This is a genomic window from Marinobacter sp. BSs20148 (assembly GCF_000283275.1).
Taxonomy (GTDB): Bacteria; Pseudomonadota; Gammaproteobacteria; order Pseudomonadales; family Oleiphilaceae; genus Marinobacter; species Marinobacter psychrophilus.
In genome coordinates, this window is record NC_018268.1 from 1,455,969 (window position 1) to 1,473,331 (window position 17,363).

The following is a 17,363-nucleotide window of genomic DNA, read 5'->3' on the forward strand; positions in this document are numbered from 1 at the left end:
AACAGCGATCCATCACCAAAGAATTCCAGGAAACAGGGAATACTCGAGAAGTCGGCGAAAAATCAGATAGACAAAAGCGACGGAGCCCACTGCAATAGCAGTGCTAAGAAGATAACTGAAGCGACCGTGAAACCTCAGGAAAAGGAATACATACAGGACGACTGTGACCATGAAGCCCAGCAGATAAATCATTAGCAACAATAGACTCAGCCAGCCGAACCCCCAGAGTTGTTTCCGGAGTTCTTCTAGATCGACTACCGTTTCGGCTTTTCCAAATACCGATTTGAATACATGTATACCGAGTTCCAGTGCCGCCAGTCCGATAAAGATCACGCCCAGAAAGCGTGGAAACATGCCGCTGCTCCGTTCCCACTCCAGGGCGATCAACCAGCCACCAACGGCTAACCCCAGCAAAAGCAGCGCCGGTATGATGCCTGCGCTGAATGGCAATCTAATTGTTTTCATTTAGCGAGCATTCCTCGAATCTTGTGCACTGTCGGAAAGGCCAGTGCCAGCACAACTAAGCAGAAAATAATCAGCGAAGTGGTATCCCGGAAAAACCCTGTCCAGTCTCCACGGAAAATGGTTATAGACTGCAGGAAGCTACGTTCCATCATGCTTCCCAGCACCAACGCAATAACCAGCGTAATGCGTGGAAATTCAAACTTGATCATCATGTAACCGATAAACCCGAATATCACTGCGACGACCACGTCACCCATGTGGGCATTCAGCGCATAGGCACCAACCAGGGAAATCGCCAACACGGCTGGAATAATAATTGCGGAGTTCAGAAAGGAAATCATTACCAGCAGCTTTGCAGATGCCAGCACGACTAAGCTAGCCATTAAAGTTGCCAAAGCCAGCGCGATGATGAGGACCATAATGCTCCACTCACGTTCGATCAGGAGCATGGGTCCCGGGGTCATGCCATGCATTATCAGCACACCGAGGAACAGCGCCATTTCAGCGCTGCCGGGGATGCCGAACGCCAAGGTTGGGATCAACGATCCCCCATCCTTGGCATTATTGGCAGCCTCAGGAGCGATCACACCACGCACATCGCCGCTGCCGAAATGATTGTTTTTGCGGGTGAACTGCGACGCAAAAGAATAGGCAAGAAAGGAGGCAACCGTGCCACCTACGCCTGGCACCATGCCCACTATGGAACCAATAATAGAACCGCTGAAAACTGTAGGCATATTGGAAAATACCGACTTTATACCAAGCGATGTACCTGCCAGTTTGATCTTGGTGGGATCAGTATCCTTAGCTATCGCGCCCCCTTCGACGTACAGCTTTATCATCTCGGCAATGGCGAACAGACCAATCAGGGTGGGCACCAACGAAATGCCATCCCAAAGGAAATTGGAATCAAAGGTATAACGTTGTGTGCCGCCAAAGTCATCATAACCGACAAAGCCAATCATCAACCCAATGCAGGCAGCCAGCAACCCGCGGAGAAGGTTGCCGCTGGCAACGGTCAATGACGTCAGGCCCAGCACCGCAAGCATGAAAAACGCTGGCGGTCCGAACATCAGGACAATGCTTTTGGTAATGGGCAATACGACGATCAGGATTGCGACCCCGATCAGACCGCCAATGGAAGATGCGGCCATCGCCGCGCCAATGGCGATGCCGGCTTTGCCCTGGCGGGTCATCGGGTAACCATCGAAACAGGTGGCAGCGTTGGGCGCCGTCCCGGGCGCATTGAGTAGAATGGCGGCCACCGAGCCGCCAATGGCACTTGAACCAAGAATTCCCCCCATCAGGGTAATCGCCTGTTCCGGCTGCATACCGAAAGTCAGTGGCAACAGCAGGGCGACCGCAGTAGTGCCACCCAATCCGGGGATAACGCCAAATAGAACACCGATCAGAACACCGAGCATCAGGTAGACGATGGTCATCCAGTCTGCCAAAAAGAAATTAACGGCTAAATTGAGAGATTCCAGCATGCTAATTGTTGCCTTCTATCTTTCTCAATTGGGGTTCCCGAGGCTGTCACGGAACCGGTTGAACAGACCAAAGCTGGAATTAACCTCTGCGCCCGCTGCGTCACCGTCAAGCACGTTGATCTGCATGCCCATGGACTCGGCGGCCTTCAGGAAGGCCGGATTGCTGGTGGCAGCCATGAAGGCATCGCGCAGGATTTGCAGACGGTCCTGCGGAATGCCCGGAGGTCCGGCAATGGATCGTTGAAGGTTGATAGGCGTGAGTTCTGGATAACCGGCCTCTTCGAAAGTGGGTACTGTGTCCCAGACACGCGCCGTACCGGATACTGCCAGCGGCGTCAAATCACCAGAATCGACATAGCTCAGAGCCGTCGAAATGACAGAGACGGTAATATCGCCGTCACCGCGTATCGCACCGACTATGGCAGCGGTCGTACCACTGTAACCCCCTACATAAATAGGGTTTACAGATTCCAGCCCTAACACAGAAAACATGATCTGATTGGCGGCTAAGCCAGTCGAACCGAATCCATGCGATGTAACAACAATATCATCCTGAACTAATAGGTCATCGAGTGTTTTGATGTCTGACGAACCGCGTGACAGCAGCACGTAGTCCTGATTTTCCAGGCGCCCTATCCAGCTCAGCGTAGTCAAGTCATATTCCACTGACTCACCGAGCATCTCTGGCAATACGAATCCGGGCAGATTGAAAATACCGACGGTATAGCCATCAGGTGCTGACCGAGCAACCTGGGTCGCACCCCGCCGACCACCGGCGCCTGCGACGTTTTGAATAACGATAGTGGTATTGGGCCCCAGCGACTCTTCCATGTAGGGGGCAAGCGCCCTTGCCGCCGTATCGAAACCACCGCCTGGTCCATAAGGAACCACGAAGTTAATGGTTCCATCAGGGAAGTCCTGTGCCACTGCACCGACACTCAGGGCTGCCGAAATGACGGCAGTCGAAAGGATTGATTTGAGTTTCATAACTGTATCTACCTCTATTTTTGTTGATTATTATTTTCGTAAAGATCCTGTGGAGTCGCACCCCGGATTCTTGAGGATCACATTTCTTTCAGCCGGCACTCGCTAGGTGTTACGCAATGCTGTGCGCTATACTTATTTTTGTTGGAATGATATTCCGTTATACGGAACGAGATAAGATTAGTCAACACTCAGCGAATCGGTTAAGTGCTGCTGTAAATAAAAAGATCAATTTGGTGCAATTGACTCAGTAGCAAAATTGATAACGCAGAGGATGAGACTAAAAGTCGTCATGGTCAGCAGCATGAATGGTCCGGAGAGTAACTTCCGGCTATAAACTCATGGGGAAACCCACAAAGTCATACATACAGCAGGAGCGATTGCCGTGATTATACTCGACCACCTCCGAGCTCTGGCTCGCTATAACAAGGCGATGAACGAAAAGGTCTACGCTTTAGCCCGGCAACTGCCGGAGGCAACGGTGGAAGCAGACAAAGGGTCTTTTTTTGGCTCCATCATAGCCACACTCAACCATATGGTTGTGACCGACATCTGCTGGCTCAAACGCTTCAGGGCGCATCCGGCCGGCATGAAGGCTTTGGAATCGCTCGGTGAAATCCCCTGGCCTGATTGGTACAACACAAGGATGGCAGCTACGTTTAAAGGCCTTTATGGACAGAGACAGCATTTGGACGAAATTATCATAAACTGGGCTGACCAGTTGCAGGAAGCTGATATGGAACACTCCCTGCAATACCAAAATATGCAGGGAAAGGAATTCCGCAAACCCTTTGGACATCTCGCGTTACACCTCTTCAATCATCAGATCCACCATCGTGGACAAGTAACCACTTTGCTTTCACAGGAAGGACTGCATGTGGAAGGGACCGGTGTACTTCCCTTTGTGCCAGCCGGTCATATCTGATCTGCTTTTTTCTCATTAACGATGTAATGGAAAAGCTTGTAATATCAAACTCAGTTCTCTACAGAGGAGCAACATAATAGTGTCGCGAGAGCTTTTTTGAATTTATCCAAAGTTGCCTGGAGCTTGTAGCCTGAAAAAGGAACCGATCCAAAAACGCACCTACAAAACCCGTAGCTCATTGATGCAGCGTGATATAGAGCCCTTAAGCCCGGTTCCTCTCTCCGAGTCGGAGCGGAACTTCCGTGTCGTTTGCATTGCGCTTACCTGCGCGTTGGTCGTGCATTCGATGCTGTTGGTTGCAGTTCCGGTATACGCTCTGAAACTGGGCGCGTCACCCCTAATGCTAGGCGTTGTTTTCAGTGCGCCCTACCTTTTGCCGCTGCTGTTGGCGATACCTCTGGGGGGAATGGTGACCCGCTATGGTGGTCGCAGTCTCATGATCGCTGGTGCCGTAATGATGATGGCAGGTTTACTGCTCATCGTTGCTTTTCGTGGCTATGGGGGTTTGCTGGCGGGCCAGCTGTTAATAGGTTTGGGGCAGTTGCAGATGGTTTTGGCCGGCCAATCGGTGATTTCGAGCCTTGGAACGGGGCCAGTGCTGGAACGCTACTTCGGCTGGTATACTACGTGGCTCTCAGGCGGACAAGTGGTTGGCCCTCTCATTGCCGGTGCCTTGATTGATTTCGGTGAAACCACGCGGCCAGCGTTTTTCAGCATGGCGGGCGTGGCGCTGATTTGTGTCTTTTTCGCCTCCAGACTGACTGGAAAGGCCCGGCGAGGCATGCGTGTGGACCTCAGGAAAACTGGCTTCCGTGCTCAGTCACGCCTGCTGAAAAGCAGTTCGGGTGCGCAGATCTCTGTGGCGGTAACAATTACCTCAATATTTGCCTTGAGTGTTCACGGCAGTTACCTGCCAGCGTACCTCGAAGATTTGGACGTGGCTGCATCGACCATAGGGGTTCTGGTCAGTCTAAGAGCTGTCGCTTCGATGTTGATCCGACCTTTTATTGCTCGGGTGATTGCGGCCGTGGGTGGCCGGCAGATAGCCATGCTTGTGTCACTGGCGGCTTTGTCGACGGGGCTGGTGCTCCTGGGATTCAGCGAGCACGTACTGATGATTGGCCTCTTTTCGGTATTTGTGGGAGTTGGGTGCGGGGTTTTACAGCCCCTGTCTATTGTCATTTTGGCCGAGAGTGTCACGGACGAGCAGCGTTCAGGTGCCTTGGGTATGAGGATGATGGCTAATCGGGGTATCAACTTTCTGGCGCCGCTGCTGTTTGGGATAATGCTTGAGCTGGCGGGTTTTGGGGCTTCTTTTTTCACGGCTGGAGTGCTGGTCGCGATAGCCGGGTATCTGTTGTTCCGGTTTTTGCAGCGCCTGGAAAGCAGTTAGTACCTGCTACAGGACGGCTTTGTGACCGTGCGCATCTGGCAAGCCAATATCGGCAAAACCATCATCGCACGAGTCCCCATGAGCGGAGGGGAAGTTCAGGAAACTGGTGACTTCGAACTAGATGGGGTTGCCTTTCCTGCGGCAGAAGTACCGTTGGAGTTCATGTACCCGGCAGATGGCGGAGAGGGCGCTATTTTCCCCACAGGAAATCTCGTAGACGAGTTGGACATACCAGAATTTGGCCCAATCCGGGCGACTCTGATCAACGCAGGCATTCCAACAATTTTTGTGAATGCAGAAGATATCGGCTATACCGGCACTGAGTTGCAGGACACCATAAATAACGATCCAAGAGCCCTGGCGATGTTTGAGTCCATTCGCAGCCATGGTGCGGTGCGAATGGGGTTGGTAGAAAGTGTGGCGGATGCTGAAAACCGGCAGCACACTCCTAAAATCGCATATGTTGCCAAGCCCTCGGACTATATGGCAGCGAGCGGTAAGCAAGTGTGTGCTAATAATGTGGACATACTCGTTCGTGGACTATCTATGGGAAAGCTCCATCATGCGATGCCTGGAACGTTCGCAGTCGCCCCATTGGGGCCGCCGCTATCCCGGGAACGTTAGTGAACTTGGCAACAGGCGGTGGCAACCGCACTTCGGTGCACTTTGGTCATCTGTCTGGCACGCTGCGCGTCGGTGCCGAGGCCCGCGAGATCAATGGCTACTGGGTAGTGGAGAAGGCTATCATGAGTCGCAGCGCTCGGGTGCTGATGGAAGGTTGGGTGAGAGTGCCACGGGAGTCTTATTAAGAAGTACGGGCGTCGAATCTGCCTATTATTCGACGTAACAGGGGCCCCAGGGCTTCCAGCCCTAGTCGGCCAAGATCAGCAGCTTCACTCTTGTTGTACTGGATGTAGAGCATCACTGCCCTTACGCGATCTTCATACGAATACATGAACTACCTCCGATGTAGTCCAAGATTTAGTCCGCACCTCCTAGTGGGTCAGTATTACTGTGGCGGTGACACAGTTTCGCTGGTTATGGGTTAATCGCACCAATAGATCCGCGATCTCGGCATTTTCACTGCTGAGCTTAGCCCGGTAACGATAGCAGGACTCACTGACACTAAAGGCCTCGCAGGCTTGGCGAATGCTACAACGAGAAGTGATAACGGCTTTTTGCGCCATCTCGCGGCGGAGAGATGGCTTTACCACTTTCCCTCAAGAGCTTCTATGCAGCGTCAACTATCTTGTCCGCACTGGCCAAATTAATTGGCGCGCTATAAGCTTCCTTGCGCAACTCAGCTTTGAGCCGTTCTTCGGCATACATCTTCTTCAGCCGCTGGTTCTCATCTTCAAGCTCTTTCATGCGTTTAATCATGGAGGTATCCATGCCGCCGAATTTGGCTCGCCACTTATAAAAACTGGCACTGCTCATGCTGTGCTCGCGGCATAACTCCGGAACGGGCACTCCGCTCTCGGCTTGCTTCAAGATCGCCATGATCTGGCTGTCAGAAAACGTGATGTCTTCATGCAGAATCTCCCTGCGTTTAGCTTACGGAAAATTTTACTTCTGATCACCTTGGTTTCTAGGGGGGATTACCAAACTAGCGGACCCTTCGATATTTAAGTAAGTGTGTCGAATAATGACACGAATTTTTGCGAGTGCTGAGCCCTGAGTTGAGTGCAGTGGGAATGCTTTTATTAATGACTTGGAGCGATATTGGTTTTGGGTCAGGGTAAAATCGAAATTTTGGCGTCTTTTGAAAGTCCATTCCCGACGGTAGCGGGTGCGTGATGTTCGAGAATGGACAATCTGATTGTTCAGTGAATGGTCGTTGCTGGGTCGAGCAGGATATGAGCGCCGGTTTGAAGATCGAGTGTCGTATGCAGCCTGTGCGGCTCTTCTGAGTTTCGATACATATCCAGAGTAATCCAATCGTCCCCACGGCGCATCTGAACATTGAAGTGCATTTCTTCACTGCCAAATTCGCGGGTGAGGGCGCAGGCGAGCTTTTGTACTTGAGTCATGAAATCCATCATTTGCTCCTGGGCCTTAGAGCCACACGTTAGTTTTTATCGCGCCGAGCTGATCAATCAGCCGTGAGCGTGGAGGAGTTACGTGTGCGCTGGAGTCTTCGCCAATGGTGCTGTCACCATAGTCATGAAGGCTGTCATTTTGATTTATATACTAGAATGGTGCCCTCGGCAGGACTCGAACCTGCTACCTTCCCCTTAGGAGGGGGACGCTCTATCCAGATGAGCTACGAAGGCATAATGCCAAGAAGGGCGGTATGATAACGGGCTGAGGCGCGTGGCTCAAGGCTTTGCGCGGGTTGTTTATTATTGGAAGCGGTGTAACCAATACTGTGATGACGGATTTGAAAACGAATGTAAGGCTGAGTGTCGTTGTGCCGGTGTGGAATGAGGTCGTTGTGATTGGTGCTTTGTTGCAGTCGCTTCAGCCGCTGCGGGCGGCAGGCCACGAGGTGATTGTGGCGGATGGCGGCAGCACCGATGGCACGCAAGACTTGGCCCGGCTTTTATGTGATCAGCTGGTGAGTGCGGAGTTAAGGCGGTCGGCACAGATGAATGCCGGTGCGGCGGTTGCCCATGGTGACGTGCTTTTGTTTCTGCACGCCGATACGCAGTTGCCTGCGGATGCCGTGCAGCAATTGCAGGCATTTGTGCCAACGCTGAACGTGTGGGGTCGATTTGACGTTCGCTTAAGTGGCTCGCGGCCGTTGTTTCGTGTGATTTCCTGGTTTATGAATAAGCGTTCGCGGTTGACCGGTATTTGTACCGGCGATCAGGCGATGTTTGTACGCCGCGATACCTTTGACGTCTTGGGGGGCTTTGCACCTCAACCGTTAATGGAAGATGTTGAGTTGTCGCGGCGTTTGCGTGATGTGTCGCGCCCTTTCTGTATAGCAAGCCCGGTAACGACAGACAGCCGGCGCTGGCAACAACGAGGCGCCTGGGCAACGATTGTGCTGATGTGGCAGCTGCGCTGGCGCTATTGGCGCGGTGAGTCTGCCGAGTCTTTGGCCCAAGCCTACCCATCGGATGTTCGTAATGCCCAACAATGAAAACAACTCTGACCAAACGCTGGTCATGCAGTTTGCCAAATGGCCTGAGGCCGGCAAGGTAAAAACGCGTTTAATACCCGCACTTGGCGAGCAGGGGGCTCTGGCGGCGCATTGCGAGTTAACTCAGGCGGTGCTGGATAATTTGCTGGCGACGGCTTTACCGCTGCAGTTTTGGTGGGACTGTCATCGTACGCCCCCTGCAGAAGCCGCTGACGTGATGAAAAAGTTGCAAGGGCAAGGTGTACAGCAGCGTTTTCAGAGCGATGGAAACCTGGGTGATCGCATGGCCGCGGCTTTGTGTGGTGCTCTACGTAGCCACAAATACGCCATCATTGTAGGCAGTGATTGCCCGTCGGTGGATGCAGCTCATGTTTTGCTGGCTGCTGAGAAGCTGATTCACGTTGATGTGGTGTTAGGGCCATCGGAAGACGGCGGCTATGTGTTGATTGGCGCACGCAAGGTGGTGTCTGGCATGTTGGATGGCATTCACTGGGGTAGCGAGCATGTTCTGCGGCAAACCCGTGAGAAACTGGAAAGTGCGGGGCTAAGCGTTGGATTGTTGCCCATGCGCTGGGATGTGGATGAGGCTGAAGACTGGCAGCGGTTTCAGCGAGCAACATCGCGCTGAAACCGCTGCCAGTCTTAGACAAAGAGTTTTTAGCGCGCCGCGACCGGTGGCTGGGCTCTGAGTTTCTGCATTTGCTCGTCTGCGTTGCCGCGACTGGCTGGCGCGGTCTTGTCTGCTTCTGAGTCTACACCTGCGCTTTGGCCGTTCGAGGTGACCAATAACGCTCGCTCACGTTGTTCCAGAGCGGTTCGAAAGGTGCTTTGCAATTGCGCCAGACTGACATTTTCAATCGCTGCTGCTAATTGTTCGCGGGAGTCAAAATTGCTATTGCCGCGGTCAATTTCACTCCAGAAGCGCCCGGAGATATCGCCTAGTTGGCGTTCTTGTTCCAGTATGCCGCTGATGACTGCCTGCTTTTCCTGTTCCAACTCTTTGCTTCCAAGGCCTGCCAGGGTGCTGGCGAAGCTTTCCATAAACTCGTCCACAGCGGCATTAATGGCCTGCGGACGGGTGTCTGGAGATTGCACGATTAATGCGAGCGCCGGAGTTTCCAGCATTTCGAATGACGTTGCGTAAACGATGTAGCCCAGTTGGCGCTGGGTGCGAATGTTCTCGTAGAACGGGCTACGGATAATTTGAGTGAGAAGGCGATACTGCGCGCGCTCTGCCAAGCTGGTATTCGGGCCTTGCAGGTACAGGGCATAGCCGGTATCCGGGTGGCTTATGTTCATATTCACGCGGGTTTCGCCTGCGGGAATCTGGCGTATGCGGCTGCGCTCTACGTTCGTGTACTGGCTGTCGGCCATGATCAGAGCCCGTGCCTGTTGGGCCATGTTCAGCGCAGACGCGGCGCTGAGGTTGCCGTGAACCAGCATGACAGGGTCCAGGCCGGTCATTAGCTGTTGCTGAAAGGCTTGAAGGTCATTCAAGGTGACTTCTTGAGCGGCTTTTAGCTTGTCTTCGTTCTGCCAGGCGCCCTCAAGAAGTGCCGTTTGAATGTAGTCAGCAATCTGTTCGCTAGGGCGATTACGGGATTGATTCACTAGGCTGTCCACTAGGTTTTGGCGCGCGATGTCAAAGCGTTGTTGGGTCAGTTCCGGGTTAGCTACCTGTTGCAGAATCTGGCGTAGCAGCGTGCTTGTTTGGTCGCTGTAGCCACCCACCCTCAGTGTTAATCCACGTAGATGGGGGTAAATGCTGAAGTCCAGCCCGGCCAAGCGCGCGGAATAGGCCCAAGCGTTCAGGTTGGTATTCAGGGCGTCTGTCAGCAGTCGCAGCAGCACCGCGTTGCGGGCGGACTCCTGTGCCAAGGGTGTGCGCAGGCTCAGGTATACGTTGGCTTTGGGGGTGCCGAAACGGGTGTCGCGTGCGTACCACAGTTCAATTTCGCCACCATTATTAAGACCATCATTGGCACCAGCACTCAGCAGCTGTTCAGGCTGGTTCATGGTGTTGCCACTGAGCATGGCAAGGTTTTCCGGTATGAAGGGGTTAGCTTTCGGCAGCGCAAGCTGGCTGGCCAGGGCGGCGTTGGCGGGTTGGTTCAATTGTTGAGCACTCAAGGGCTCCTGCTGCCACTGGGTGTTATACCACTGCGTAGCGCGAGCCTCGCCCAGATCGGGTTCGGGTTGCAGCACAAAGAGCAGCAGGTTATCTGGGGTGAGTTGCTCAAGAATCTCGCGGTACTGGCCGGGCGCATAGCTTTCTAGCAACCAGGGCGCGCGCAAAATGTCGGCTGCCGGATAATGTTGCAGTTGCCCGGCCAGGCGCATAACTTGATGTACGGGATCGCTTTTTTCGTTAAAACGAAAATCAATGTCGGCCAGCTTGCGCATTTCTTCAAAACGTTGCTCGCTGATGCCGTTGTCGCGCACTTTATCGATGTAAGCGAACACCAGTGGAAAAATGGTGTCTTGCTGCTCCAGGCCTTGTTTGGTGAGGGCCATGGAGATTTCCAGTGTGGCACCATCGCCGGTGTCCATTCCCAAGCCCGCCGACAGGCTTTCGGCCAGTCCCGCGCGTTTCAGCACGTCAAACAGGCTGCCTGGGCCCTCATGGCCCAACAGGTTGGTCACATAGCGGGCTGGTTTGGTGCGATATTGATCCTGCTGTGAGGCAATAGGGAATACCAGGGACATGTTGCGGATGTCTTTCAGCGACGCCACGGTCACTTTTGTGGGTAGTTGCTCACGATCAACCAAAGGTGCGCTGTGGCGCTTCTGCGTCAGCTTGCGGTCTTCAATAGCGTCGAAGCGGCCGCGCACCAGTTGTTCCAGACGATCCAGCGATTGCGGTCCGTAAACCGCAAGGTTCATCAAGTTGGCAGAGTAATGTTGCTGCCAAAATTCGACCAGGTCTTCACGCAACGGCCGTTGTTCGCTGTTTTCCAGTGTGGTCAGATTACCCACAGCAAACTGGTGAAAGGCGTGCTCGGCAGGCGTAACCGCTTTGCGAACTGAAAAAAAGCGGCGGCCGTCTTCTTTGAGTTTGGAGCTGTATTCGGAGTGCACCGCGTTGCGTTCGCGATCGACCAGTTCGGCGGTGAACAGGGGCGCGGAGAATTGCTGGGCGAAACGGTCCAGAGCCGGCTCTAGAAATTCGGCCTGTACATCAAAGAAATAGTTAGTGTCCTGGAACGCAGTAAAGGCGTTGTGGCTGCCGCCGTGACTGGCGATGAACTGTTGGTACTCGCCGGGTTCAGGGTATTTCTCGGTGCCCAGAAACAGCATGTGTTCCAGGAAGTGAGACAGGCCCTCGCGATCTGCGGGGTCGTCACCGCTGCCAACGGCTACATTTAAGGATGCGGCGGCTTTGTCTGCACTTTTGTCTGACACCAGTAACACTCGCAGGCCGTTATCCAATTGTAAATAACGATACAGGTTGGCGTCGTTGGGGCTTTTTGTCAGTTCCTGCGCGGCAAGGCTAAATGAACTGGCGACTAACAGGCATAAGAAAGTCAGGGCTGCTGGCCAGAATCGGTTTCGGCGTGTTGGCCGCGTCAGGGCAGGCATCATTTCAGTGCATCCTTGTTTTGCCGTGGGTCTGTGGTTGTTGATCTAACGTTTTTCGCGCCAGGTCGACGGTTTTTTCTGCGCTGAGCTCGCCAGAGGCAATGCGTTCCAGTACTGTTGCCATCACCGCAACATTTTGGCGCTGGCTTTTAAATTCGGCTTGAAAAGCGATGTCTATGGCTTCGTAAACTGCCTGAATTTTTTGCTCCCGGTCGCCAGCATTGGCGGCGGTGTCGTTGATGGCTTTCAAGCAGGCGCGCGCGATCTCAATGTAGCGTTCGGCGTTGGGGTTTTTCTGGGACATGACGTTATTCCAAACAACAGATACGATGGATAACAGACGCGGGTGTGCGTCGAAGGTTCCTAATTATCGCATTGTTGGCTATAAGTTGCTAAAGCCTCAATGCTTTAGGTCTTTATACGCAAACACTGCTATAACTTGTTTTTACAATAACGTAACAATTAGGGCGGATACTGCATGAATTACTTTGTAACAGGCGGCACCGGATTTATTGGTCGGTTTTTGATAGCCAAGTTGCTGGCGCGCGGTGCTATCGTTCATGTACTTGTACGAGAGCAGTCGGTGCAAAAGCTGGCGGATTTGCGGGAGAAGCTGGGCGCTGATGAAAAACAGATCAAGGCGGTGGTCGGTGATTTGACGGCCCCAAGCCTTGGCCTTGATAAAAAAACATTGAAGCAGCTAAGTGGAAAGATTGATCACTTTTTTCACTTGGCGGCCATTTACGATATGTCTGCCAGTGAAGAGTCACAGCAAGCCGCCAACATTGATGGCACTCGTGCTGCTGTGGCCGCAGCCGAAGCGCTCGAGGCCGGGATTTTTCATCACGTGTCGTCCATCGCGGTAGCAGGTCTATTTAAAGGCACCTTCCGTGAAGACATGTTTGCCGAGGCCGGTAAGCTGGACCACCCTTACTTTCGCACTAAACACGAGTCTGAGCGGGTGGTGCGCGACGATTGCAAAGTGCCGTTCCGTATTTATCGTCCCGGTCTGGTGATTGGTGACTCCGCTACCGGTGATATGGACAAGGTAGACGGGCCTTATTACTTCTTCAAGATGATTCAGAAGATCCGCGGCGCGCTGCCTCAGTGGGTGCCCACCATAGGCATTGAAGGGGGCCGCCTGAATATTGTACCGGTGAATTTTGTGGCAGATGCGTTGGACCATATCGCCCACCTGCCAAACGAAGACGGCAAGTGTTTCCACCTCGTGGATTCTGACCCGTACAAGGTTGGTGAAATACTCAATATATTCTGTGAGGCGGGCCACGCACCCAAGATGGGTATGCGTATTGATTCGCGCATGTTCGGATTTGTGCCGCCGTTTATTCGCCAGAGCTTGAAAAATTTGCCGCCGGTTAAGCGAATGGGTCGCGCTCTGCTGGATGATCTGGGTATTCCTGCATCGGTGTTGTCTTTTATCAATTACCCCACCCGCTTTGATGCGCGTGAAACCGAGCGCGTGTTGCAGGGCACCGGTATAGAAGTGCCCCGCTTGCCAGACTATGCACCGGTGATATGGGATTACTGGGAACGCAATCTGGACCCCGATCTGTTCAAAGACCGCACTCTGCGCGGCACGGTGGAAGGTAAAGTGTGCGTGGTAACCGGCGCCACCTCCGGTATTGGCCTGGCGACAGCGGAAAAGCTGGCGGACGCGGGTGCGATTTTGGTGATTGGAGCGCGTACCCAGGAAACCCTGGACCAAGTGAGCGCGCAATTAAACGCGCGAGGCGCCGATGTGCACGCTTATCAGTGTGACTTTGCGGATATGGACGCTTGTGACCGGTTTATTCAAACCGTTAGCGAAAACCACGGTGCGGTGGATGTGCTGATAAACAATGCCGGCCGCTCCATACGCCGCTCATTGGATAAGTCTTTTGACCGTTTTCACGATTTTGAACGCACCATGCAGCTGAACTATTTTGGTTCGTTGCGTTTGATCATGGGCTTTGCGCCGGCCATGTTAGAACGTCGCCGTGGCCATATCATCAATATTTCGTCTATTGGTGTGTTGACCAACTCGCCGCGCTTTTCGGCCTATGTTGCTTCTAAATCGGCCCTGGATTCGTTCAGCCGTTGCGCCGCTGCGGAGTGGTCAGACCGGCGCGTTTGTTTTACCACCATTAATATGCCGTTGGTGAAAACGCCCATGATAGCGCCCACTAAAATCTACGATTCGGTGCCCACACTGAGTCCGGAAGAGGCAGCGGACATGGTGGTGAATGCGATTGTTTACCGGCCCAAGCGCATTGCGACGCGGATGGGCGTGTTTGCACAGGTACTAAACGCGGTGGCACCCAAGGCCAGTGAAATTCTAATGAATACTGGCTACAAGATGTTCCCGGATTCGATGCCTAAAAAAGGCAAAGAAGTGAGTGCTGAAAAGGGTGCATCCACCGATCAGGTGGCATTTGCAGCCATTATGCGGGGTATTCACTGGTAGCAAACACTGTAGGGTGAATTCACTGGTAATAAAAAAGGCGGTGCATTGGCACCGCCTTTTTTTGTCATTCTGTAATAACACTATTCGAAAGGCGGGGGTGGGAAACCCCCAAGTTCCTGCCAGCGATTAACAATACTGCAGAACAGGTCAGCGGTTTTTTCTGCGTCATAGGCCGCCGAGTGTGCTTCTTTACTATCAAACGGGATGCGCGCCAGTTTACAAGCCTGAGCCAGCACCGTGTGGCCATAAGCCAGGCCCGCCAGAGTGGCGGTATCAAACGTCGAAAACGGATGAAATGGATTGCGTTTGATGTCTGCGCGCATGCTGGCGGCAAACACGAAGTTGTGATCGAACGTGGCGTTGTGCCCCACAAGAACCGCACGTTTGCAGTCAAAGGCCTTCATCGCTTGGCGTATCGGACTGAATATCTCACTCAGGCCTTCGCGTTCTGGCACAGCTTCACGCTCTGGGTCCCACGGATCTATGCCAGTAAAGTCCAGCGATGATTGCTCGAAGTTAGCGCCTTCAAACGGGTCTATCTGCTGCAGGTAAGTTTCACCACGGTGCAGAAAGCCGTTTTCGTCCATGGTGACCATCACCGCTGCTATTTCCAGCAAAGCGTCTTTGGCGGGGTTGAATCCGGCCGTTTCAACATCGACGACGACAGGAAGAAATCCGCGAAAGCGACGGGACATGGGGTGCATTTGGCTGTTTTCTTCGATCACTCAAACTCCAACGATAGCGCTATGTGAAAAGGTAATGTAATAAAGGATTACGCCAGGCGCCAGTAAATGGTTTCACCGGCGGCCAATGGCACTATGCTGCCACCGGCAAGCGGCAGTTCATCAGGCATGGTCCAGGGCTCGCGTACTAGGGTTATGGTGTCTGTATTACGCGGCAGGCCATAAAAATCGGCACCGTTGAAGCTGGCGAACGCTTCAAATTTATCCAGCACGCCCAACTCCTCAAATACTTGTGCGTACAGGCTAATAGCACCAAACGCCGAATAGCACCCGGCGCAACCGCAAGCCGCTTCTTTGCGGTCTTTGGCGTGGGGTGCGGAATCAGTACCCAGAAAAAATCGTTTGTCGCCGCTGGCCACCGTTTCTCGCAGCGCCTGTTGATGCCGATTGCGCTTAAGAATGGGTAGGCAATACAAGTGAGGCCTTACACCGCCAACCAGCATGTGGTTACGATTGTACATCAGATGCTGGGGGGTGATGGTGGCTGCCAGATTGTCACCTTGGTGCTGACGCACGAAATCGGCGGAATCTGCGGTGGTGATGTGCTCTAAAACCACTTTCAAGGTGGGAAACGCCGCCAGTGTAGGCGTTAGAACCCGCTCCAGAAATACTCTTTCACGATCAAAAATGTCGATGTCGGCATCGGTCACTTCGCCGTGTACCAGCAGCAGCATGCCGCAATCGGCCATGGCCTCAAGAGCTGGAAAGATATTGGCTACATCGGTTACGCCTGAATCCGAGTTTGTGGTAGCTCCGGCCGGATATAGTTTGGCGGCCACTATGCCCTGCGCCTTGGCGTGTCGCACGCACTCTGGCGTGGTGGTTTCGGTCAGGTACAAGGTCATCAACGGTTCGAAATGGCTGTTACCAGCCGCGCTGCGAATACGCTCGGCATAGGCCAACGCCTGGTCGGCAGTGGTCACCGGCGGCACCAGATTGGGCATTATAATGGCGCGACCGAATACCGCAGCGGTCTTCGGTACCACGTCATTCAATATAGCGCCGTCACGAACGTGCAGGTGCCAGTCGTCGGGGCGGGTAATCGTCAGCGTCTGGGTCATGATTGCGAGCCACTCATTAAAAAACCGATGTAGTGTACAGTGCGCGAAAGATAGGCTGTGGCGCCGAAAAATTGACAATAGTATAACAGAAGGTTGCGCGGTTTGTTCTACTTGAGGGACCTTGATGGCAATGGCCGCGTCATAAAAATGGGTGGCGACCTAAAGATGCAAAGCGACTGGCCGATACCTTAGGAAACCGAGCGTTGAACGGTCACCCAGTGTGGCCATGAAACCCCCAAAGGTAGTAATCAATGGCGTTGCGAATGAAATTTTTGACCCGTTGTTTGCCGGTAGCCTTGATGGTTTGCCCTTTACTGAGCGCGCCTGCGCTGGCAACCAGTTTTGGCGCGGGCATCGAAAACAGCCAGTGGTATTTGTCGGAGTCGGTCTTTGAATGTGCCCTGGTACACGAGGTGCCCGGCTATGGTCGCGCAACCTTCCGCCACCGCGCGGGTGAAAGCCTGCTTTTTTCGCTGGAAGCCGACACGCCGCTGATGCGCCCCGGCAGGGGGATGCTGGTGGCTGAGGCGCCAAGCTGGAGGCCTGGCGTTGCGCCGCGGCCGCTGGGTTTGGTGACGGTTCCGGAAGGTAGCAGTGCGGTCGTGCTAAGCGCTATCCAGAGTATGCAGGTTGCATATGGTTTGCTGGATGGCCTTTCGCCGACACTCACCCGGCAGTCCTGGTTCGATGCTCAACTGGTGCGGGTGCACGTGTCGAACATCAACTTTGCTTCGCCATTTCAAGGCTATCGTGCCTGTGCGGGTAATCTGTTGCCGGCCAATCTGGATCAGTTGCAAGGTTCACAGATTTTGTTTTCTTCGGCCAGTGTGGCATTGAGCGACGCTGACAGGCGCAGCCTGGATAAGGTTGTGGCCTATGCACTGGCCGATTCAACGGTGACGACGGTATTGGTGGACGGACATACCGACAGAACGGGAAGCCGGATTGATAACCGGAAGTTGGCGCAAGATCGCGCCGAGGCGGTGGCGGGTTATCTGAAAAGCCAGGGTGTCGCAGAAAGCAAAATTACGGTGCGCGCTCACGGTGACCAATTTTCTGCGTCAGGAAACCCGGCGCAAAACCGGCGTGTTGTTATTCGCATGGAGCGAGAGGGCGATAGCACGCAGTGGCAGCAGGCCAGCGTTACCACTGAGCCTGACGCGGGTTAATG

At 53.6% G+C, this 17,363-nt stretch carries 15 protein-coding genes, 1 tRNA gene and 2 pseudogenes; 7 read left to right on the plus strand and 11 right to left on the minus strand.

The features are described from left to right. Window positions 1-12: 12 nt before the first annotated feature. Genes MRBBS_RS06545 through MRBBS_RS06555 form a run of 3 tightly spaced genes read right to left on the minus strand, consistent with a single transcriptional unit; the run spans window position 13 to window position 2,942 of the window. On the minus strand, window positions 13-465 hold the full coding sequence (locus MRBBS_RS06545) for a tripartite tricarboxylate transporter TctB family protein (protein ID WP_014870659.1): 453 nt from the start codon (window positions 463-465) through the stop codon (window positions 13-15). Continuing rightward, on the minus strand, window positions 462-1,955 hold the full coding sequence (locus tag MRBBS_RS06550; protein WP_041635142.1) for a tripartite tricarboxylate transporter permease: 1,494 nt from the start codon (window positions 1,953-1,955) through the stop codon (window positions 462-464). The genes MRBBS_RS06545 and MRBBS_RS06550 overlap by 4 nt, the downstream gene beginning before the upstream one ends. A 24-nt stretch (window positions 1,956-1,979) precedes the next feature. Then, window positions 1,980-2,942, minus strand: a complete 963-nt coding sequence (locus MRBBS_RS06555; RefSeq protein WP_014870660.1) for a Bug family tripartite tricarboxylate transporter substrate binding protein — start codon at window positions 2,940-2,942, stop codon at window positions 1,980-1,982. Between the two features lie 382 nt (window positions 2,943-3,324). Between MRBBS_RS06555 and MRBBS_RS06560 the strand changes: the two genes are divergently transcribed. The 3 genes and pseudogenes from MRBBS_RS06560 to prpF form a co-directional block, all read left to right on the plus strand. After that, the gene (locus MRBBS_RS06560; RefSeq protein ID WP_014870661.1) at window positions 3,325-3,864 is read left to right on the plus strand and encodes a DinB family protein; all 540 of its coding nucleotides are present in this window, start codon (window positions 3,325-3,327) and stop codon (window positions 3,862-3,864) included. Window positions 3,865-4,045: 181 nt separating this feature from the next. Next, window positions 4,046-5,257 (plus strand): MFS transporter, encoded by a 1,212-nt coding sequence (locus MRBBS_RS06565; protein ID WP_144012694.1) that lies wholly within the window; start codon window positions 4,046-4,048, stop codon window positions 5,255-5,257. A gap of 9 nt (window positions 5,258-5,266) precedes the next feature. Next, window positions 5,267-6,066, plus strand: a pseudogene (prpF, locus tag MRBBS_RS06570) (2-methylaconitate cis-trans isomerase PrpF); the annotation flags it as partial. Here prpF and MRBBS_RS19625 read toward each other — a convergent pair. The 4 genes and pseudogenes from MRBBS_RS19625 to MRBBS_RS06585 form a co-directional block, all read right to left on the minus strand. Further along, on the minus strand, window positions 6,063-6,212 hold the full coding sequence (locus MRBBS_RS19625) for a hypothetical protein (protein ID WP_187290778.1): 150 nt from the start codon (window positions 6,210-6,212) through the stop codon (window positions 6,063-6,065). The pseudogene prpF and the gene MRBBS_RS19625 sit on opposite strands and share 4 nt — an antisense overlap. 79 nt (window positions 6,213-6,291) lie before the next feature. Then, window positions 6,292-6,789: pseudogene (locus tag MRBBS_RS18885) on the minus strand (transposase); the annotation flags it as partial. Between the two features lie 291 nt (window positions 6,790-7,080). Continuing rightward, complete coding sequence (locus tag MRBBS_RS06580; RefSeq protein WP_227497595.1) at window positions 7,081-7,299, minus strand: hypothetical protein; 219 nt, start codon at window positions 7,297-7,299, stop codon at window positions 7,081-7,083. Between the two features lie 154 nt (window positions 7,300-7,453). Then, window positions 7,454-7,530, minus strand: a tRNA-Arg gene (locus MRBBS_RS06585). Window positions 7,531-7,628: 98 nt separating this feature from the next. Between MRBBS_RS06585 and MRBBS_RS06590 the strand changes: the two genes are divergently transcribed. Both MRBBS_RS06590 and MRBBS_RS06595 read left to right on the plus strand, forming a co-directional pair. Next, window positions 7,629-8,345, plus strand: coding sequence for a TIGR04283 family arsenosugar biosynthesis glycosyltransferase (locus MRBBS_RS06590; protein ID WP_050996715.1), 717 nt, complete (start codon window positions 7,629-7,631; stop codon window positions 8,343-8,345). Next, on the plus strand, window positions 8,332-8,973 hold the full coding sequence (locus tag MRBBS_RS06595; protein WP_014870670.1) for a TIGR04282 family arsenosugar biosynthesis glycosyltransferase: 642 nt from the start codon (window positions 8,332-8,334) through the stop codon (window positions 8,971-8,973). Before MRBBS_RS06590 ends, MRBBS_RS06595 begins: the two co-directional genes overlap by 14 nt. A gap of 29 nt (window positions 8,974-9,002) precedes the next feature. Here MRBBS_RS06595 and MRBBS_RS06600 read toward each other — a convergent pair whose 3' ends face one another. After that, window positions 9,003-11,927: an insulinase family protein gene (locus MRBBS_RS06600; protein WP_014870671.1), complete on the minus strand. Its 2,925-nt coding sequence runs from the start codon at window positions 11,925-11,927 to the stop codon at window positions 9,003-9,005. Window position 11,928: 1 nt separating this feature from the next. After that, window positions 11,929-12,228, minus strand: coding sequence for a hypothetical protein (locus tag MRBBS_RS06605; RefSeq protein ID WP_014870672.1), 300 nt, complete (start codon window positions 12,226-12,228; stop codon window positions 11,929-11,931). A gap of 174 nt (window positions 12,229-12,402) precedes the next feature. Between MRBBS_RS06605 and MRBBS_RS06610 the strand changes: the two genes are divergently transcribed. Further along, window positions 12,403-14,388: an SDR family oxidoreductase gene (locus tag MRBBS_RS06610; RefSeq protein ID WP_014870673.1), complete on the plus strand. Its 1,986-nt coding sequence runs from the start codon at window positions 12,403-12,405 to the stop codon at window positions 14,386-14,388. 80 nt (window positions 14,389-14,468) lie between these two features. Here MRBBS_RS06610 and rnt read toward each other — a convergent pair whose 3' ends face one another. Continuing rightward, the gene (gene rnt / locus MRBBS_RS06615) at window positions 14,469-15,113 is read right to left on the minus strand and encodes a ribonuclease T (RefSeq protein WP_014870674.1); all 645 of its coding nucleotides are present in this window, start codon (window positions 15,111-15,113) and stop codon (window positions 14,469-14,471) included. 47 nt (window positions 15,114-15,160) lie between these two features. Then, entirely contained in the window at window positions 15,161-16,192 is a 1,032-nt protein-coding gene (gene pyrC, locus MRBBS_RS06620) for a dihydroorotase (protein ID WP_014870675.1), read from the minus strand. Between the two features lie 263 nt (window positions 16,193-16,455). Between pyrC and MRBBS_RS06625 the strand changes: the two genes are divergently transcribed. Further along, window positions 16,456-17,361 carry a flagellar protein MotY gene (locus tag MRBBS_RS06625; protein WP_227497596.1) on the plus strand — a complete coding sequence of 302 codons (906 nt, stop codon included), beginning with the start codon at window positions 16,456-16,458 and terminating at the stop codon, window positions 17,359-17,361. Window positions 17,362-17,363 lie beyond the last annotated feature (2 nt).